The sequence below is a fragment of the Kineococcus siccus genome (assembly GCF_009906795.1).
Classification (GTDB): Bacteria; Actinomycetota; Actinomycetes; order Actinomycetales; family Kineococcaceae; genus Kineococcus; species Kineococcus siccus.
In genome coordinates, this window is the sequence record NZ_JAAALN010000060.1 from 1 (window position 1) to 18,952 (window position 18,952).

The 18,952-nt window shown below is 73.1% G+C and carries 18 protein-coding genes; 8 read left to right on the top strand and 10 right to left on the bottom strand.

All coding sequences use genetic code 11. From position 1 onward, the window contains the following. Positions 1-342: 342 nt before the first annotated feature. Together GTR02_RS09005 and GTR02_RS09010 are read left to right on the top strand one after the other, a co-directional pair. On the top strand, positions 343-2,127 hold the full coding sequence (locus tag GTR02_RS09005) for a DEDD exonuclease domain-containing protein (protein WP_166607152.1): 1,785 nt from the start codon (positions 343-345) through the stop codon (positions 2,125-2,127). A 70-nt stretch (positions 2,128-2,197) separates the two neighbouring features. Further along, positions 2,198-2,479, top strand: a complete 282-nt coding sequence (locus tag GTR02_RS09010) for an Lrp/AsnC ligand binding domain-containing protein (RefSeq protein ID WP_166607153.1) — start codon at positions 2,198-2,200, stop codon at positions 2,477-2,479. Between the two features lie 38 nt (positions 2,480-2,517). Here GTR02_RS09010 and trpD read toward each other — a convergent pair whose 3' ends face one another. Continuing rightward, positions 2,518-3,627: an anthranilate phosphoribosyltransferase gene (trpD, locus tag GTR02_RS09015; protein ID WP_166607154.1), complete on the bottom strand. Its 1,110-nt coding sequence runs from the start codon at positions 3,625-3,627 to the stop codon at positions 2,518-2,520. Between the two features lie 319 nt (positions 3,628-3,946). Here trpD and ctaE point away from each other — a divergent pair, with 319 nt between their 5' ends. From ctaE to qcrB, 4 genes are all read left to right on the top strand, one after another. Continuing rightward, the gene (gene ctaE / locus GTR02_RS09020) at positions 3,947-4,594 is read left to right on the top strand and encodes an aa3-type cytochrome oxidase subunit III (protein ID WP_476702876.1); all 648 of its coding nucleotides are present in this window, start codon (positions 3,947-3,949) and stop codon (positions 4,592-4,594) included. A 73-nt stretch (positions 4,595-4,667) separates the two neighbouring features. Next, a complete protein-coding gene (gene qcrC / locus GTR02_RS09025; protein ID WP_166607155.1) occupies positions 4,668-5,519 on the top strand; it encodes a cytochrome bc1 complex diheme cytochrome c subunit in 852 nt (283 codons plus the stop codon). Between the two features lie 79 nt (positions 5,520-5,598). After that, complete coding sequence (gene qcrA, locus GTR02_RS09030) at positions 5,599-6,639, top strand: cytochrome bc1 complex Rieske iron-sulfur subunit (protein WP_166607156.1); 1,041 nt, start codon at positions 5,599-5,601, stop codon at positions 6,637-6,639. Next, positions 6,636-8,315 (top strand): cytochrome bc1 complex cytochrome b subunit, encoded by a 1,680-nt coding sequence (gene qcrB / locus GTR02_RS09035; RefSeq protein WP_166607157.1) that lies wholly within the window; start codon positions 6,636-6,638, stop codon positions 8,313-8,315. Before qcrA ends, qcrB begins: the two co-directional genes overlap by 4 nt. Positions 8,316-8,785: 470 nt before the next feature. On the opposite strand, the gene GTR02_RS09040 is transcribed toward qcrB, so the two are convergent. From GTR02_RS09040 to GTR02_RS09075, 8 genes are all read right to left on the bottom strand, one after another. Next, positions 8,786-9,124, bottom strand: a complete 339-nt coding sequence (locus GTR02_RS09040) for a hypothetical protein (RefSeq protein ID WP_166607158.1) — start codon at positions 9,122-9,124, stop codon at positions 8,786-8,788. Between the two features lie 58 nt (positions 9,125-9,182). After that, the gene (locus GTR02_RS09045; protein WP_166607159.1) at positions 9,183-10,433 is read right to left on the bottom strand and encodes an Ig-like domain-containing protein; all 1,251 of its coding nucleotides are present in this window, start codon (positions 10,431-10,433) and stop codon (positions 9,183-9,185) included. A gap of 257 nt (positions 10,434-10,690) precedes the next feature. Further along, on the bottom strand, positions 10,691-11,092 hold the full coding sequence (locus GTR02_RS09050) for a cytochrome c oxidase subunit 4 (protein ID WP_166607160.1): 402 nt from the start codon (positions 11,090-11,092) through the stop codon (positions 10,691-10,693). A gap of 6 nt (positions 11,093-11,098) precedes the next feature. Next, entirely contained in the window at positions 11,099-12,880 is a 1,782-nt protein-coding gene (gene ctaD / locus GTR02_RS09055) for an aa3-type cytochrome oxidase subunit I (RefSeq protein ID WP_205708909.1), read from the bottom strand. After that, on the bottom strand, positions 12,880-13,809 hold the full coding sequence (gene ctaC / locus GTR02_RS09060) for an aa3-type cytochrome oxidase subunit II (RefSeq protein ID WP_166607161.1): 930 nt from the start codon (positions 13,807-13,809) through the stop codon (positions 12,880-12,882). Before ctaC ends, ctaD begins: the two co-directional genes overlap by 1 nt. 100 nt (positions 13,810-13,909) lie before the next feature. After that, the gene (gene aat, locus GTR02_RS09065; RefSeq protein ID WP_338073692.1) at positions 13,910-14,731 is read right to left on the bottom strand and encodes a leucyl/phenylalanyl-tRNA--protein transferase; all 822 of its coding nucleotides are present in this window, start codon (positions 14,729-14,731) and stop codon (positions 13,910-13,912) included. Next, complete coding sequence (locus tag GTR02_RS09070) at positions 14,710-15,081, bottom strand: HesB/IscA family protein (RefSeq protein ID WP_166607162.1); 372 nt, start codon at positions 15,079-15,081, stop codon at positions 14,710-14,712. Before GTR02_RS09070 ends, aat begins: the two co-directional genes overlap by 22 nt. A gap of 119 nt (positions 15,082-15,200) precedes the next feature. Further along, on the bottom strand, positions 15,201-16,634 hold the full coding sequence (locus GTR02_RS09075) for a dipeptidase (protein ID WP_166607168.1): 1,434 nt from the start codon (positions 16,632-16,634) through the stop codon (positions 15,201-15,203). 163 nt (positions 16,635-16,797) lie between these two features. On the opposite strand from GTR02_RS09075, the gene GTR02_RS09080 reads away from it, so the two are divergent. Together GTR02_RS09080 and GTR02_RS09085 are read left to right on the top strand one after the other, a co-directional pair. Then, on the top strand, positions 16,798-17,388 hold the full coding sequence (locus GTR02_RS09080) for a DUF3043 domain-containing protein (RefSeq protein ID WP_205708911.1): 591 nt from the start codon (positions 16,798-16,800) through the stop codon (positions 17,386-17,388). 61 nt (positions 17,389-17,449) lie between these two features. Next, the gene (locus GTR02_RS09085) at positions 17,450-18,460 is read left to right on the top strand and encodes an aldo/keto reductase family protein (RefSeq protein WP_166607164.1); all 1,011 of its coding nucleotides are present in this window, start codon (positions 17,450-17,452) and stop codon (positions 18,458-18,460) included. Between the two features lie 48 nt (positions 18,461-18,508). Here the strand turns inward: GTR02_RS09085 and GTR02_RS09090 are convergent, their stop codons facing one another. Beyond that, positions 18,509-18,721, bottom strand: a complete 213-nt coding sequence (locus tag GTR02_RS09090) for a hypothetical protein (RefSeq protein WP_338073694.1) — start codon at positions 18,719-18,721, stop codon at positions 18,509-18,511. Positions 18,722-18,952: the final 231 nt, after the last annotated feature.

The window sequence follows — 18,952 nt, forward strand, 5'->3', positions numbered from 1 at the left end:
GGCATGGTCCCGCCAGCACCGCGAGGGCGCCCCGCTCGTCGGCGTCCAGCTCCGGGCCGGGGCCGGGAGCCTCCGGCCGCTCGCCGGGCATCCCGAGCAGCACCGAGACGACGCACTCGCCGCAGGCCCGGGGCCGTTCGGTGCAGCTGTCGCAGTCGATGAGCATCGGCACCTCCACACCGTCGCGGGCTGCTCGGCCCGGCCGGTCCCTCGACCGGCACGGCGCACGCTAGGGACGACCTCCGACACGACCCGTGCGGGCGACGGTGCGGAGACCGTCCCGCGGCGGCGCCCGGCGCGGCGCGCGGGGGTGTGTCGCACGTCGCTCCTACGGTGACCGACATGCCCACCGCGCTCCACCCACCGGCGTCGCGACCGCCGGCGGCCCGCCCGCCGCAGCCCGTGCAGACGAGCTTCGAGGACCTCGGCCGCCCGCTCGCCACGACGACGTTCGTGGTGGTCGACCTGGAGACCACCGGTGGGCCGCCGTCGGAGGCGGGCATCACCGAGATCGGCGCCGTGAAGGTCCGCGGGGGGGAGGTGCTGGGCGAGTTCCAGACCCTGGTGCGCCCCCCGTCGGCCATCCCGGCCTTCGTGCAGCTGCTGACGGGCATCACCGACGCCATGGTGGCGACCGCCCCGCCCGTCGAGGCCGTCGTCCCCAGCTTTCTGGAGTTCGCCCGCGGTGCCGTCCTGGTGGCGCACAACGCGCCCTACGACACGGGGTTCCTGCGGGCGGCCTGCGCCCGCAGCCAGCTGGCGTGGCCCGCCCCCGAGGTGGTGGACACCGTCGTGCTGGCGCGGCACCTCGTGCTGCCCGACGAGGCGCCGGACCGCAAGCTCGGCACCCTCGCGCGACTGTTCGGCGCCTCGACCACCCCCGACCACCGGGCCCTGTCCGACGCCCGGGCCACCGTGGACGTGCTGCACGCGCTGCTCGGGCGCCTCGGCAACCGGGGCGTGCAGACCCTCGAGGACCTCAAGACCTTCGCGGCCCGCGTGCCCGCGGCGCGCCGCGCCAAGCGCCACCTGGCGTTCGGCCTGCCGTCGGCGCCCGGCGTCTACCAGTTCCGCGACGCCGCGGGCCGCGTGCTGTACGTCGGGACGTCGGTGGACGTGCGGCGCCGCGTGTCGTCGTACTTCACGGCGTCCGAGACGCGCCCGCGGATGACGGAGATGGTCCGGGCCGCGACGACCGTCGTCCCCGTGGTCTGCGAGACGCCGCTGGAGGCGCGGGTGCGCGAGCTGCGCCTGATCGCCGAGCACGAGCCGCCCTACAACCGCCGCTCGCGGCGGCCCGAGCGGGGCACCTGGGTGAAGCTCACCGCCGAGGCCTGGCCGCGGCTGTCCCTGGTCAAGCAGGTCCGCGCCGACGGCGGAGCGGGCGCCACCTACCTGGGGCCGTTCCGCTCGACGCGCTCGGCCGAGCTGGCGGTCGCCGCGCTGCACGAGGCCGTCCCGCTGCGCCAGTGCACGCGGCGCATCCCCCGCACGCCCCGGGCGGACGACCCGGGGGCCTGCGTGCTGGCCGAGCTCGGGCGCTGCGGCGCCCCGTGCCTGGGGCCCGAGCGCGGCGGCCAGGACGCGGCGTCCTACGCGGAGGTCGTCGAGGCGGCCCGGCGGGCCCTGACCGTCGACGCCGGGCCGACGTTCGCCGCGCTCCGCGAGCGCATGACGTCCCTGGCCGGTCAGCAGCGCTTCGAGGAGGCCGCCACCCACCGCGACCGGCTGGACGCCTTCCTGCGCGCCGCCGAGCGCGCCCAGCGCCGCGCGCCGCTGGGCGAGGCCCCCGAGCTCGTGGCCGCGCGGCGCAGCGCCCCCGCCCCCGGCTGGCCCGTGGGCGGCTGGGAGCTGGTGCTGGTGCGCTACGGCCGCCTCGCCGGCACGAGCCTCAGCCCGCGCGGCGCGGACCCGATGCCGTACGTCGAGGCCCTGCGGGCCACGGGTGAGGTCGTGACCCCGCCCGGCCCGGACCGCGAGGGCCTGCTCACCGAGGAGACGGACGCGCTGCTGAGCTGGCTGGAGCAGCCCGGGGTCCGGCTGGTCTCGGTGCTGGACCCGGACGCCTCCCCCTGGGCCTGCCCGGTCAACGGTGCGGGGTGGGCCCGGTCCCTGCTGGAGGCCTGAGCGCGCCGCCCGTGCACCGCCGCGCCCGTCCCGGACGTGCGGACGACGCGGCCGCACTAAGCTCCCGCGGGTGATCACCGCCATCGTGAACGTGCAGACGGACGGTCGGCGCATCCCCGAGGTCGCGACCGCCCTGGCCGAGATCCGGGGCGTGTCCGAGGTCTACTCCGTGACCGGGGACGTCGACCTCATCGTCATGGTCCGCGTCGCCCAGCACGACGAGCTGGCCGACGTCATCGCCGGCGAGGTCAACAAGGTCGACGGCGTGACCGGGACGACGACCAACATCGCCTTCCGCGCCTACTCCCGCCACGACCTCGACAGCGCCTTCTCCCTGGGACTGGACGGCTGACCCGCCCCGCGGTCCGGTCGGGGAGCCCGGAGGAGGGCTCAGGCGGCGCTCGCGCGCACCCAGCGGTCGAGGACGTCCGCGGCCGCACCGGAGTCCAGGGCCTCCTGGGCCCGCCGCACGCCCTCGGCCAGGTGGTCCACGAGCGCGTCGACGAGGTCACCGCCCGCGGGTGAGCGCACACCGGCCGCGACCATCGCCGCGGCGGCGTTGAGCACGACGGCGTCGCGCACGGGTCCGCGGGCACCCGCGAGCAGCTGCCGGGCCACGCCGGCGTTGTGCTGCGCGTCGGCGCCCCGCAGGTCCGCGAGCGTGGCGCGGGGCAGGTCCAGGCGGACCGCCGGGTCCAGCACGGTCTCGCTGACGTGGCCGCCCGTCACGACCCAGATCCGCGCGGGGCCCGTCGTGGTCAGCTCGTCGAGACCGTCCTCGCCGCGGAACACGAGGGCCGCGGTCCGCCGCCGCGCGAGGACCCCGGCGACGAGGGGCGCCATCCGCCGGTCGGCGACCCCCACCGCGGCCGCCCCCGCCCGCGCCGGGTTGGTCAGGGGCCCCAGCACGTTGAAGGCGGTCGGCACGCCGAGCCCCCGCCGGGCACCCGCCGCGAAGCGCATGGCGGGGTGGAAGACCTGGGCGTGGCAGAACGTGATGCCGACCTCGGTCGCCAGCTCACCCACGCGCTCCGGCGGGAGGTCGAGCCGCACGCCGAGCGCCTCGAGGACGTCGGCGGCGCCGGAGGCCGAGGACGCGGCGCGGTTGCCGTGCTTGACCACGCGGTGGCCCGCCCCGGCCAGGACGAGGGCCGCCATGGTCGAGATGTTGACGGTGTTCGCCTGGTCCCCGCCCGTGCCGACGAGGTCGACGATCGGGCCCGGGACGCTCAGCGGGACCCCGTGGGCCAGCATCGCGTCGGCGAGACCCTCCAGCTCGGCGATGCTCTCGCCCTTCGCCCGCAGCGCGACCAGGAAGCCCGCGAGCGCGACGTCGTCGGCCGCACCGGCCATCACCTGCCCCATCGCCCAGGCGGCCTGCGGCGCCTCGAGGTCGCGGCCCGCGAGCAGGTCGGTGAGCAGGGAGCGCCACGTCGGTGCCGCCGGGCGGGCCGCGGGCGCGGGCACCCCGGAGGCGGTCGGGGACGGGCTGCTGCTCATGAGGGGCGTTCCCGGGGCTCGTGCGGTCGAGGACGAGGCGACCCTACTGAGCCGCTCCGACCCGCGGGGCGGCCCCGCGCCGGGGGCCCGCGGTCCACCGCCGAGCGCGGGGCGAGCGCCGACGGACGCGGACGGGTCGGACGGGGCTGTCGGGTGCCTCCTCGCGACCTCGCCGAGACCTCCTCGAGACCTCCGCGAGCGCGTGACCGCTCAGTGAGCGATCGATCACGCACCGTGGCGAGGCTCGTCCCTGAGGTCTACGACACATTGTCGGTGGGCCGGGCGGCGCACCCCGGGGGACGTGGGGCATGATGTCGACGTGGCGAGTGCACAGGCTGTCCAGAGCAGTACCCCGAGCCCTGCTCACGGTTCCGTGAACCGGCCGAACATGGTGTCCGTCGGGGTGATCGTGTGGCTCTCGAGCGAGCTCATGTTCTTCGCCGGGCTCTTCGCGATGTACTTCACGATCCGCTCGGTCGCGCCGGCGCTGTGGGAGTCGGGTCCGGCCCTGCTGAACGTCCCGTTCTCGACCGCGAACACGATCATCCTGGTCGTCTCCTCCTTCTGGTGCCAGTTCGGCGTCTTCGCCGCCGAGCGCTTCCAGCCGCGCCGCACCGGCCGGCTGTGGCAGGTGGGCACCTGGGGCATGCAGGAGTGGTTCGTCGTCACCTACCTCTTCGGCGCGGTCTTCGTCACGGGCCAGGTCTACGAGTACGCCGAGCTGGCGCACGAGGGCATGACCATCGCCACGAACGCCTACGGGTCCGTGTTCTTCCTCACCACCGGGTTCCACGGCATCCACGTCCTGGGCGGCCTCGTGGCCTTCCTCTTCGTGATCGGCCGGTCCTTCTCGGCCAAGCGCTTCGGCCACCAGGAGGCCACCAGCGCCATCGTCGTCAGCTACTACTGGCACTTCGTCGACGTGGTCTGGATCGGTCTCTTCACCGTCATCTACATCCTCAAGTGATCGTCCCGGAGCGGCACGACGGCTCCGCACCACCCCGCACGACCCGGCAGCGACGGAAGCGAGCACCACGACCGTGACCAGGACCCTCACCGCCCTCAGCGCCCGACGGCGCCACCCGCTGGCCGTCGTCGTGCTGATCGCGTTGGCGCTCGTCCTCGTCGGTGGGCTGTACGCGGCGCTGGCCCCCCGTCAGGCGGAGGCCTCCACCGCGACGGCGTCGGCGGAGGACGTCGAGGCGGGCAAGCGCCTCTTCCTCGCCAACTGCTCCACGTGCCACGGCCTCAACGCCCAGGGCGGCGGGGTCACCGAGAACGGCCGCGGCGCCGAGGGCGCGCAGAACCCGGGCCCCTCGCTCATCGGGGTCGGCGCCGCCTCCGTCGACTTCCAGGTCGGCAGCGGGCGCATGCCGCTCGCGCAGAGCGGCCCGCAGGCCCCCAAGGTCAACAAGATCCGCTTCTCGCAGGAGCAGATCGACCTGATGGCCGCCTACATCGCCTCGCTGGCCCCCGGGCCGGCCATCCCGACCGAGGAGCAGCTGGACGTCTCGGAGGTGGGGGACGAGCGCCTGGCGCGCGGGGCCGCGATCTTCCGCACCAACTGCGCCATGTGCCACAACTTCGCCGGCAAGGGCGGCGCGCTGACCGAGGGCAAGTACGCCCCGAGCCTCGACGAGTCCAGCGCCAAGCACATCTACGAGGCGATGCTCACGGGCCCGCAGTCGATGCCCGTCTTCAACGACTCGACCATCAGCTCCGAGGACAAGACGGCGATCATCGCCTGGCTGACCCAGGACGAGAAGCGTCCCGACCCGGGCGGCCTCACCCTCGGTGCGGTCGGCCCCGTGAGCGAGGGCCTGTTCGCGTGGATCGCGGGCATCGGCCTCCTCATCGGGTGCTCGGTCTGGCTGGGGATGAAGTCCTCGTGACGCGCCCCGCCGCCGGCCGCCGCCGGCACCTCACCACCACCACCGCGCGAGCGGTACGTCGCACGAACGGGCAGGGAGCATGAGCGAGATCGAACGCGCGGGCGACGCCCACGGCCAGGGGCCGGGCACCACGCTCGCCCGCGGCCAGGGCGCGCTCCCGGACCGCTTCGAGAACCCCGGGCTGCCGGAGCACCGGCACCGCATGGGGGACACCGACCCGAAGGCCGCCCGGCGCGCCGAGCGGCAGGTCGCCGTGCTCCTGGTCCTGTCGATGATCGGTTCCGTCCTCATCGTGGTCTCGATCATCGGGATCAAGTACGACGACAGCTTCGAGCGCATCAGCCTGTCGACGAAGGCCATCGGCCTGTCGATGTTCCTCTCGCTGTTCGCCCTGGGCGTCGGCGCCGTGCACTGGGCCAAGACGCTCATGCCCGACGACGAGCGCATCGACTACCGCCACCGCCAGCGCGGGACGGCCGCGGAGCGCGAGCAGGCCGTCGCCATCCTCAAAGAGGGGGCCGCGGAGTCCGGTCTCGGCCGGCGCCCGCTCATCCGGAACACGCTGATCGGGGCCGGCGTCCTCTTCCCGCTGCCCGCGGTCTTCTTCTTCCGCGACACGGGCCCCCTGCCCGGCAACGACCTGTCGACCACGATGTGGAAGACGGGCACGTACCTGACGAAGGACCCCGAGGGTGGGCGCATCCGCGCCTCCGACCTCGGTCTCGGGTCGGTCGTCCACGTCATGCCCGAGGGCATCGAGGACGCCGAGGAGCTCCTGAACGAGAAGGCCAAGGCCGCCGTCCTGCTCATCCGCATCGAGCCGGAGCTGCTCTCGGCCCCCGAGGGCCGCGAGGACTGGTCCGTGGACGGGATCGTGGCCTACTCGAAGATCTGTACCCACATGGGCTGCCCCGTGGCCCTGTACGAGCAGCAGACCCACCACCTGCTGTGCCCCTGCCACCAGTCGACCTTCGACGTGACGCAGGACTGCAAGGTGATCTTCGGCCCCGCGAAGAGGGCCCTCCCGCAGCTTCCCATCCAGGTTGACGCAGAGGGTTACCTTCAAGCACAGAGCGGTTTCCACGAAGCCGTCGGCCCGAGCTTCTGGGAGCGTGGATGAGCAGTCAGACCACCGTCGACAAGCTCGCGGCGGGCGTCGGCAACTACGCCGACGACACCGCCGGAGCCAGCAAGATCGTCAACGGCTTCGCCCGAAAGATCTTCCCGGACCACTGGTCCTTCATGCTCGGGGAGATCACCCTCTACAGCTTCGTGATCCTGCTGCTCACCGGGACGTTCCTGACGTTCTTCTACGAGCCCAGCGCCGCGGAGACGACCTACACCGGCATCTACGCACCCCTCGCGGGCCAGCACGTGTCCGAGGCGTACGCCTCGTCGCTGCGCCTGTCGTTCGACGTGCGCGGCGGCCTGCTGATGCGCCAGATCCACCACTGGTCGGCGCTGGTCTTCGTCGCCGCCACGATCGTGCACATGGCCCGCGTCTTCTTCACCGGCGCGTTCCGCAAGCCGCGCGAGCTCAACTGGGTCATCGGCGGCGTCCTGGCGCTGCTCGCCGTGTTCGAGGGCTTCACCGGCTACTCGCTGCCAGACGACCTGCTCTCCGGCACCGGCATCCGGATCGCCGACGCGATCATCCTCGCGGTGCCCGTGGTCGGCAGCTACATCAGCTTCTTCCTCTTCGGCGGTGAGTTCCCGGGTGAGGACTTCATCCCGCGGTTCTTCACCATCCACATCCTGCTGCTGCCGGCGGTGATGCTGGCGCTGATCGTGGTCCACCTCTTCTTCGTGGTGATCCACAAGCACACGCAGTACCCCGGCCCGGGCCGGACCGAGGACAACGTCGTCGGCTTCCCGCTCTTCCCGGTGTACGCCGCGAAGGCCGGTGGCTTCTTCTTCATCGTCTTCGGCGTCATCGCGCTGATCTCGGCCCTGGTCTCGATCAACCCGATCTGGGCCTACGGCGCCTACGACCCCTCCCCCGTCACCGCCGGCTCGCAGCCGGACTGGTACATGGGCTGGCTCGACGGCGCGGTCCGGCTCATGCCGGGCTGGACGGAGATCTCGGCGTTCGGCTACACGCTCTCGCTGAACATCTTCATCCCGACGACCGTGATCATCCTGTTCGTGATGGCCGCCCTGGTGGCGTACCCCTACCTCGAGCAGATCGCCACGGGCGACAAGCGTGAGCACCACCTGCTGGACCGCCCCCGCAACGCCCCCACCCGCACCGGGCTCGGCGTCATGGCGATCACGTTCTACGTCCTGCTGTGGATCTCGGGTGGCAACGACATCATCGCCCACATCATGCAGCTGTCGATCAACGACATCACCCGCTTCCTCCGGGTCGCGCTGTTCGTGCTGCCGGCCGTCGCGTTCGTGGTCACCAAGCGCATCTGCCTCGGGCTGCAGCGCAAGGACCGCGAGAAGGCCCTGCACGGCCGGGAGACCGGTCGCATCGTCCGGCTGCCGCACGGTGAGTTCATCGAGGTCCACGCTCCCCTGTCGGACCTCGAGCGCTGGACGCTCGTCCAGCACGAGGTCAACCGGCCCATGGAGATCGAGGACCGCGTCGACGCCGGCAACCCGGACACGCTGTACGGCAAGTTCCAGCGCCGGCTCTCGAAGTTCTACTTCGAGGACCGCGTGGAGCCGGTGACGCCGGCCGAGGTCGAGGCCGCGCACAGCCACGGCGAGCTCGACGCGGGCGAGCAGATGGCGTCCGTGGAGGAGAAGGAGAACGCCGCGATCGGCACGTCGCAGACGCTGCACGGCTGATCCAGCACCGCACGACGAAGGCCCCGGGCACTGCGCCCGGGGCCTTCGTCGTGGCCGCCGCCCTCGGGCGCTGGGCGTGGACGCGGTGGTGGTGCGGAACCACGTCGGGGGCGGGGCAGTCCGGGAGCAGCTGGACCGGCCGGCGGACGACGCCGCGGGCCGGCCCGACGGGCGGGCGGATCGCCCACCTGGTCGGCCTGTTCGCCGCTCGTGCGGGGGCGCCGTGGGCGCTGCGCCGTGCGACCGGGCCCCGTGGCGGCACACCGTCGCCGCCGGGTCGCACCGGACGTGCTGCCACGGCGGTCGCCGCCGTGGTGACCCGACGCACCCGTCCGGGGCTGCAGCGCGAGGCTCGCGAGGGAGCGACCTCCGCACCGCGGGCTCGGACGCCGTCGGCCGGCCCGCCTGACGGACGTGCTCCCGGGGAAAGCCAGCCGGAGCTCCGGAGGACAGCGGACGGGCGAGGACGCTCAGGCGGCCCCTGAGCCGGTCCCCCACAGCGGGTGCAGCAGGGCCACCGCGCCGATGAGCCCGGTGGCGATGACGAGCACCAGGGCCTCGAGGAGGCCGGGCCGCTGCGACCCGGCCCACCGCACGACGAGCTGCACCACGCTCAGGGCGGCCACGACGACGGCGCACGCGAGGCAGAGGACGGCGAGGACCCAGGAGGCCGTGAACACCGCCTCGGCCCGCTCGCTCGTGAAGCCCACGGCGTCCCCGACCGCGAACAGGACGGCGGCCGCACCGGCGAAGCCGAGCGCCACCAGGGCGCCGGCCGCCTCCCCGGGCGCGGACCGGGTCGTCTCCACGCGCGGAGCCTACGAGCGGGACGTCCGGGGGGCAACGGTCGCCCGCGCGGTCGACGGATCAGGCGCCGAGCGCGGAGCCGGCCTTCCAGGCGTCGAAGGTCTGGTTCCAGACGTTGAAGCCGTTGCCGGGTTCGATGGTGCGGTCGCTGCCCACGTAGGTGACGACGTCGCCGACCTTCGTGGTGTCGAACATCCAGCGGGCGTCGGCCGTGCTCATGCCCGTGCAGCCGTGGCTGACGTTGGCCCGGCCCTGCGAGCCCACCGACCACGGCGCCGCGTGCAGGAACTCCCCCGAGTTGGTCAGGCGCATGGCGTACTTCGTGGCGACGTTGTAGTACTCCGGGTCGTCGGGGCTGACCCCGGTGGTCTCGGCGTCCATCTGCCGCGTGGCCTCGAGGCTCATGACCACCTTCGTGCCGCTGCGGGTGACGTACTTGCCGCCGCTGCCGGACTGCCCCAGCGTCACCGGGATGGTGCGCAGCACGACACCGTCGCGGGTGACGGTCATGGTGTGCGCCGCGATGTCCACCGTGCTGATCATCGCGCTGCCGACCTCGAAGTCGATGTCGCGGGTCTTGCCCCAGACGCCGGGGCTGACCTCGACGCCACCGAGGTCGAGGTCGAGGTGGACGGAGCTGTGGGCGGGCCAGTAGGCCGCGGGCCGGTACTCCACCGTCGTGTCCGAGATCCAGTTCCAGGCCCCCTCGACGGGCGCGGGCTGGGTGGTGACGTGCAGGTTGGCCTCCACGGCCGCGCGCCGGTCCGCGGCCACGGGCTCGTCGAGGGTGACGATGACGGGCATCCCCACGCCCACCGTGGACCCGGACAGCGGGGCGACCGCGGGGAAGGCCGTCGCGACGGGCGTCAGCGTCGTCAGCGCGCTGTCGTGCGTCACCTGGCCAGCGGCCCCCGCGGCGACGGCGTGGACGGCGTAGCGGGTGGCGGCGGCGAGGGGTCCGGTGCTCGTCCACGTCGTCCCGGTGGCGTCCAGCCCGCCCGGGAGGGCGGCGCCGTCGGGTGCGGTCACGGTGACGTCGCGCAGGGTCCCGTCGGTGACGGTGACCGTCACGGGGGCGTCGAGGCGGACGTCACCCGCGGCGTCGGCGGGAGCCACCGTGATGGTCGCCGGCGCCGCGGACGGTGCGGCGGTGGCCGAGCTTGGAGCCGAGCCGCCCTCGGGAGCCGCGGACCCCGTCGACTGGCACGAGGCGAGCGGCAGCGCGAGCCCGGCCAGGAGGAGCGCGGGCCACCAGCGGCGTGCCGGGTGACGAGGCTGCTGGCTGCTGGTCCGGTCCGTCGGCGCGCTCACTGCGGTGTTCCCCCTGTGTCCGAGCCCGCCGTGGTGACGACGAGCGCTCTCCCCCGCGGTCATCGTCCCACGGGAGCCCCTGCACCACTGTGACGCCGCTGGAGCCCGTTCCGCTGCAGGCCGGGCGTCACGGATCCGTCACACGGGTCGCGCCGCCGTGGCCGGGCTCCGGAGGAGGGCCTCGGACGCACGACGACGGAGGGCCCGCAGCACCGGCTGGTGCTGCGGGCCCTCCGTGAGAGATCGAGGTGGTCGCCTCAGTGGGCGTGCTCACCCTGGTAGTACTCGAAGACCCAGCCGACCAGCATGGGGATGCTGACGACGACCCCGATGAGCCAGAGCCACCAGCCGACGGCCACACCACCGAAGGCGACGGCCCCGCCGAAGGCGAGGAACAGCGGCCACCAGCTGTGCGGGGAGAAGAACCCCTGCTCGCCGGCGCCCTCCTCGACGTTGGCCCGGGGGTTGTCCTCCGGGCGGTCGTCGATGCGGCGCGCCGTGATGGCGAGGTAGGACCCGACGAGCAGGGCGAGCCCACCCGTGAGGATCAGCGCGATCAGCCCCACGGGCTCGTCCCACTGGGTGAGCAGGCCGTACACGAACCCGATCGGGATGAAGAAGAGGATCCCGCCCGAGAAGAGCCAGGTTTCAGCCTTCATGGACCGTCAGTGCCCCTTCCCGCGGACGTCTTCCTGACGCCCCTCCAGATCGGCTTCGCCGTAGACGTGGTCGAGCAGGTTCTTGCTGCGGGCGTTCGTCGGGGTGTCGTGGGCTGCGACCTCGGGGTGGTGCAGGTCGAAGGCCGGACGCTCCGAGCGGATCCGGGGCAGCGAGGTGAAGTTGTGCCGCGGCGGCGGGCAGGACGTCGCCCACTCCAGCGAGGCGCCGTAGCCCCACGGGTCGTCCACGGTGACCTTCTCGCCGTGGCGGGCGGTCTGGTAGACGTTCCAGAGGAAGGGCAGGAACGACAGCCCGAGGACGAAGGACCCGATCGTCGAGATCTGGTTCATCGTCGTGAAGCCCTCGCCCGGCAGGTAGTCGGCGTAGCGGCGCGGCATCCCGGCGGCCCCCAGCCAGTGCTGGATGAGGAACGTCGTGTGGAAGCCGACGAACAGCAGCCAGAAGTGGATCTTCCCGAGGCGCTCGTCGAGCATCTTCCCCGTGAGCTTGGGCCACCAGAAGTAGAAGCCCGCGAACATCGCGAACACCACGGTGCCGAAGACGACGTAGTGGAAGTGCGCGACGACGAAGTAGGAGTCCGACAGCTGGAAGTCCAGCGGGGGCGCCGAGAGGATGACGCCCGTCAGGCCGCCGAAGAGGAAGGTCACGAGGAAGCCGACCGACCACAGCAGCGGCGTGTCGAAGGTGAGCGACCCGCGCCACATCGTGCCGAGCCAGTTGAAGAACTTCACGCCCGTCGGGACGGCGATCAGCATCGTCATGAAGGCGAAGAAGGGCAGCAGGACCTTGCCGGTCACGTACATGTGGTGCGCCCACACGGTCACGGAGAGACCCGCGATCGAGATGGTCGCGAAGACCAGGCCCTTGTAGCCGAAGACGGGCTTGCGGCTGAAGACCGGGAAGATCTCCGTCACGATGCCGAAGAAGGGCAAGGCGATGATGTAGACCTCTGGATGCCCGAAGAACCAGAACAGGTGCTGCCAGAGGATCGGCCCGCCGTTCGCGGCCTCGAACACGTGCGCACCCATGATCCGGTCGGCCGCCAGGGCCAGCAGCGCCGCGGCCAGGACCGGGAAGGCCATCAGCACCAGGACGCTGGTGATCAGGGTGTTCCAGGTGAAGATCGGCATCCGGAACATCGTCATGCCGGGGGCGCGCATGCAGATGATCGTGGTGATGAAGTTGACCGCACCGAGGATGGTGCCGAAGCCCGAGAAGGCCAGGCCCATGACCCAGAGGTTGCCGCCGAGGCCGGGCGAGTGCACGACGTCGGACAGCGGCGCGTAGGCGAACCAGCCGAAGGCCGCCGCCCCGCCCGGGGTCAGGAAACCCGCCCCCGCGATGAGGCCGCCGAACAGGAACAGCCAGTAGGCGAACATGTTCAGCCGCGGGAAGGCGACGTCGGGCGCCCCGATCTGCAGCGGCATGATCGCGTTGGCGAAGGCCGAGAACAGCGGCGTCGCGAACAGCAGCAGCATGATCGTGCCGTGCATCGTGAACGCCTGGTTGTACTCGTTCTTGGTGTTGAAGACCTGCATGCCGGGCTCGAAGAGCTCGGCGCGGATCAGCAGCGCCATGATCCCCGCGAGGAGGAACCAGATGAACGCGGTGATGAAGTACAGGTTGCCGATGACCTTGTGGTCGGTGCTGGACAGCCAGCCGGCGATCACGGCGCCGCGGCGCGTCGGGACGACCGCGCCCTTCGGCTGCCGCACCGTGGTCACGCGGGGCGCGAAGCCCGGCGCGTTGAAGCTCTCGGTGGCCATCAGTTGCTCCCGTCCACGGACGCGTCGGCTTCACGCTCGACGGAGTCCGCCTGGACCCCTGCGAGCTCGTTGTCCCCTGCCAGCGTGGTGGGCAGCGAGCCCGTCTTGCCCTGCGCCTCGAGGTCGTCCATGTGGTCCTGGTACTCCTCCTGCGAGACGACCTTCACGTTGAAGAGCATCTCGGAGTGGTAGTCGCCGCACAGCTCCGCGCACTTGCCCCGGAAGTCGCCCTCCTTGGTGGGGGTGACCTGGAACTTGTTCGGGCTGCCGGGGATGAGGTCCATCTTCATGAGGAAGGCCGGCACCCAGAAGGAGTGGATGACGTCGCGGGAGTACAGGTCGAACTGGACCCGCTCGTTGACCGGCAGGTACAGGGTCGGCAGGGCCTCCTCGACGCCGGCCTGACCCGTGAGGTCGGCCTGGCGGCCCGTGTCGTAGACGTTGGAGTCGACGTAGTTGAAGTCCCAGGACCACTTCTTGCCGACGACCTGGACCGTCACGTCGGGCTGCTCGCTCGTGTCGAGGATCGCCTGCTGGTCGCGCGCCACGTAGTAGAAGAGGACGCCGACCATCATGACCGGGACGATCGTGTAGAAGATCTCGATCGGCATGTTGTAGCGGACCTGCGGCGGCAGCTCCGGGTCGTTCTTGCGGCGGCGGTAGGCCACCACGACCCAGACCGTGAGCCCCCACACGAGGAGCCCGACCGCGAGCGCCGCGATCCAGGACCCGTTCCAGAGCGTCTGGATGCGCCCCGTCATGTCGGTCGCGCCCTCGGAGGCGTCCGGCAGGAAGCCGTTGCGCAGGCTCGCGTCGGGGATGTCGGCCGCGCTGCTGCACCCCGTGAGGAGCAGGAGGGTAGCGGCGACGGCTCCGGTGAGCAGCGTCCCGGAGGGACGGCGACGAGGTGTCGCGTCCAGATCTCGCATGACCAAAGCCGGCCTTCCCACGGGTCCTCACGATGACGAGGGGGCCGAAGGCGTGAGGAGTGTGAACACCTCGCGCGGATCGGTCCCGGTGAGTTGGAGACTACCCCTCGTCGTAGCTGGTGCACCCCTCGGGGCGCGCCGAGAAGGGCGGGGGCACAGGCAGCGCCAGGGCCGCGTCCAGGAGCCGGAGGTAGCGTCCGCGCGGGACCTCCTGCACACCCAGCGTCGCGAGGTGCTCCGTGCGCCACTGCACGTCCACGATCCGGCCCGCGACGCCGTCGGCCGTCATGACGGCGGCCAGGGCGGCCACGGCGGCCTTGGAGGCGTCCCGCGTGCGGTGGAACTTCGACTCCGCCGCGAACAGGCCCCCCAGGCTGAGCCCGTAGAGACCGCCCGCCAGCTCGCCGTCCTCGAAGACCTCCACCGAGTGCGCCCAGCCCAGGTCGTGCAGGCGCCCGTAGGCCGCCGCGACCTCCGCGGTGATCCACGCCCCCTCGCGCGACGGGTCGGCGCACCCGGCCACGACGTCGGCGAAGGCCGTGTCGACGCGGACCTCGAAGCGGCGCAGCGAGCGCCGCAGGGAACGGGAGACGTGCACCCGCTCGGGACGCAGCACGCCGCGCGGGTCCGGCGACCACCAGCCGACGGGCCCGCGGCCGCCGCCACCCAGGCCCATCGGGAAGTAGCCCGCCGCGTAGGCCGCGAGCAGGGTCGCCGGCTGCAGGTCGCCACCGGCGGCGACCAGGTCCTCCCCCGGCAGCGGCCTCAGCTCGGCGAAGTCGAAGAGCGCGGGGCCGACGGCCACCCGCGGGCGGACGGCGCGGGCGGGAGCGCCGACGACCCCCGCACCGGCCGGTGCGGGGGTCGTCGGGTCGTTCGCGTCCGTCAGGGTGCGAGGGGTCAGGAGAAGGAGTCCCCGCACGCGCAGCTGCTGCCCGCGTTGGGGTTGTCGATGGTGAAGCCCTGCTTCTCGATCGTGTCGGCGAAGTCGATGGTCGCGCCCGACAGGTAGGGCGCGCTCATCTTGTCCACGACGACCCCGACGCCGGAGAAGTCGCGCACGGCGTCCCCGTCGAGGGTGCGCTCGTCGAAGTAGAGCTGGTAGATGAGGCCCGAGCAGCCGCCGGGCTGGACCGCGATGCGCAGACGGAGGTCGTCGCGCCCCTCGGACTCCAGCAGGGTGCGGACCTTGGTCGCGGCCACCTCGGTGAGCTCCACGCCGTGGGACTCCGCGGGGGTCTGCTCGGTCTGGACGGTGGTGGACGTGGTCATGGACATCGTCTCCGGTTCGCTCGTCGGCGGTCGTCTCGACTTCTCGCCTGCTACCCCGCGACAACCGGCGCGGGGCCGCGGGTGTTCCCGAGGCCGCAGGGCTCCCTGCGGTCCCCAGACTACGTCGCCGCGCCCGTGGGCGCCGCCGTGGTCGTGGGCGCCGTGGCTGCGAGGCCGTCGAGCAGGAGCACCTCGCCGAGGCAGGCCGAGGCGAAGTCGGCCAGGTGCAGCGACTCGTCGGCGCCGTGGGCGCGGGAGTCCGGGTCCTCGACCCCGGTCACGAGGATCGCCGCGCCGGGGTAGACGGCGGCGAGGTCGGCCACGAAGGGGATCGACCCGCCCATGCCCATCTCCACGACGGCCGCCCCGAACGCCTCCGCGAAGGCGGCGCGCGCCACGTCGTGCGCGGGTGAGGACGTGTCGGCCGCGAAGGCCTGCCCCTGCTCGCCCTCGGTCACGGTGACCCGCGCGCCGAAGGGCGCGTGCTCCTCCAGGTGCCGGCGCAGGGCCGCCATGGCGGCCGGGGGCTCCTGACCGGGCGCGATCCGCAGGCTCAGCTTGGCGCGCGCCGACGGGACCAGCGTGTTGCTGGCGTGCGCGACGTCGGTGGCGTCGAGGCCGATGACCGACAGGGCGGGCCGGGTCCACAGCCGGCTCGTCAGCTCCCCCGTCCCGGCCAGCCGCACGCCGGGCAGGACGCCGGCGTCGGCGCGGAACTGCTCCTCCGTCAGCTCGGTGCCGGGCGGCAGCTCCGCCGCCACGCCGCGGTGCAGCCCCGCGACCGCGACGTCGCCGTGCTCGTCGTGCAGCGTCGCCACGAGGCGGCACAGCGTCGTCAGCGCGTCGAGGACGGGCCCGCCGTTGACCCCGGAGTGCACGGCGTGGGACAGGACGTCGACCCGCACCTCGCAGTCCACGAGCCCCCGCAGCGTGGTGGTCACGGCCGGGACCCCCGTGCGCCAGTTGGCGGAGTCGGCGACGACGATCGCGTCGGCCGCCAGGGCCTCGCGGTGCTCGGCGAGGAAGGCGGCGAAGGTGGGTGAGCCGATCTCCTCCTCACCCTCGACGAAGACGGTCACGCCGACGCCGTCGTCGGGCCCCCACAGCGGCAGCAGGGTGCGCAGCGCGCCGACGTGGACCATCACGCCGGCCTTGTCGTCGGCGGCCCCCCGCCCGAACAGGCGCCCGTCGCGCTCGGCCGGCTCGAAGGGCGGGCTCGCCCACGCGGCCGCCTCCCCCGGCGGCTGCACGTCGTGGTGGGCGTAGAGCAGGACGGTCGGGCGCCCGGCGGGCGCGGGACGGCGGGCGATCACGGCGGGGGCGCCCGTCGCCCCCTCCCCCGTCACCCTGACGACGCGCACCTCGGGCAGGCCGGCGTCGCGCAGCAGGGCGGCGACCGCCTCGGCGCTCGCGGCCACGTGCCGCTGGTCGAACGCGGGCGCGGAGACGCTCGGGATGCGCACGAGGCGCTCGAGGTCGGCGCGGGTCGCGGCCTCCTGGGCCCGGGAGGCCGCGCGCAGCGCCGCCGTGCGCTCCGGGCCGACGGGGGGCAGGACGCCGCCGGGGCCCGTGGCCGCTCCCGTGGTGGGGCCCGCGGCGGGCTGGTCGGTGGTCGTCGGGATGGCGTCGCTCACCCCGCGGACGCTACCGCCGGCGGCTGTCGCGACCCGCTCGAGGGCGCCCGGGCGTCGAGGGCGGTGCCGTACCCTGACGCCTGTGTTCGGACGCTCGAAGGAGAAGCAGGCCCCCGCGGCCACCACGACGGTGAGCCTGACCAAGGAGGGCGGCAAGGGGCGGCCGACGCCGAAGCGCAGCGAGGCGCAGGCGCGCAACAGGCGGCCCCTGGTCCCGACCGACCGCAAGGCCGCCTCGAAGGTGGCCCGCGAGGCCGCGCGCGAGGAGCGCGCCCGCATGCAGCTCGCGCTGACGACGGGCGACGAGCGCCACCTGCCCTATCGCGACCGGGGCCCGCAGAAGCGCTTCGTGCGCGACGTCGTGGACGCGCGCCGCAACGTCGGGGAGTACTTCCTCATCATCGCCGGCGTCTCGCTGGTCGTGTCCCTGGCCTCGCAGTCGCTGGGCTCGCAGTCGCTGCTGATCGCGACCACGCTGCTCATCTACGGCATGCTCGCCGTCGCGATCGCCGACTCCTTCGTCCTGAGCCGGCGCCTCAAGCGCCTGCTCGCGGAGCGCTTCGGCGACGACCTGGAGCGCGGGCTGGTCGGCTACGGCGTGACACGTGCGCTGCAGATCCGTCGGCTGCGCCGGCCCATCCCCATGATCCCGCGGGGCGCGCCGCCCCGTTGACGGCCGGAGCCCGGGCGACTGCCCTGGGCACGTCCGCCCCGGCGGGCCTAGCGTGCGGGCCATGAAGTTCCGACACCTCGGCAGCAGCGGCCTGAAGATCTCCGAGATCACCTACGGCAACTGGCTCACCCACGGCTCCCAGGTCGAGAACGACGCCGCCGTCGCGTGCGTGCACGCCGCGCTGGACGTCGGCATCACGACCTTCGACACCGCCGACGCCTACGCGAACACGGCGGCCGAGACCGTCCTCGGGCGGGCGCTGAAGGGCCGGCGGCGGGAGAGCCTCGAGATCCTCACGAAGGTCTACTTCCCGACGGGCCCGGGCGGGCCCAACGACACCGGTCTGTCCCGCAAGCACATCACCGAGTCGATCGACGGCTCGCTGCGGCGGCTGGGCACCGACCACGTGGACGTCTACCAGGCGCACCGCTACGACTACGCCACACCGCTCGAGGAGACGATGCAGGCCTTCGCCGACGTCGTGCGGCAGGGCAAGGCCCTCTACATCGGGGTCAGCGAGTGGACGCCCGAGCAGCTGCGCGCCGGCGCCGAGCTGGCCCGCCGGCTGGGCTTCCAGCTGGTCTCGAACCAGCCCGAGTACTCCGCGCTCTGGCGCGTGGTCGAGGCCGAGGTGATCCCGGTCTCCCAGGAGCTCGGCATCGGGCAGGTCGTCTTCTCCCCCATCGCCCAGGGCGTCCTGACGGGCAAGTACCTCCCTGGCGGCGAGCTGCCCGCCGGGTCCCGCGCGACCGACACCAAGGGCGGCGCGGACATGATCCGACGCTGGCTGCAGGACGACGTCCTCACCCGGGTGCAGGCGCTGAAGCCCGTCGCGGCCGAGCTCGACCTCACCATCGCCCAGCTCTCGATCGCGTGGGTGCTGCAGAACGAGGGCGTGTCGGCCGCGATCATCGGGGCCTCGCGACCGGAGCAGGTCACCGCGAACGCCCGCGCCTCGGGCGTCGTCATCCCCCCGGCGCTCATGCAGCGCATCGACGACGCGCTGGGCGACGTCGTCGAGCGGGACCCGGCCCGGACGGCCGAGCGCTCGCCGACGGCGCGCCTGACCTGAGACGTCCGCCCCCGTGGTCGGGCCACCCGGCCTGATCACGGGGGCGGCTCAGTCGGCGGGCCGCAGGCTCAGCGGGCCGTACACGCGCTCACCGTCGGCGAACAGGTGCGCGGACTCGACCCCAGCCGAACGCAGGCCCCGCCAGCTCTCCCCGATCCACGTCTCGGCGTCCGACTGCGTGGGGAACACCTCGCCCCCACCCGGGACGGGCCGGCCGTCGATGTCCTCCAGCCGCCAGGTCCACTCCGCGATGCGGCTCACCGCTCGACCCCGTCCACGCCCACGACTCCGTCCACGCCCTCGTCCCCGTCCCCGCTGCGTCCCGCGCCGCTGTCCACGGGCAGCACGCTAGCCGGGCCCTGCGACACGGTCCGTCCCCCGGCGCGCGCGGCTCAGCGGGTGGTCGCGCCGCGGCGGTGCCGCGGGCCCTGGGCGGGGCGGCGCGGGTGCGGCGGGCCGGCGTGCCGACCACCGCGGCCCCCACCCGGGGAC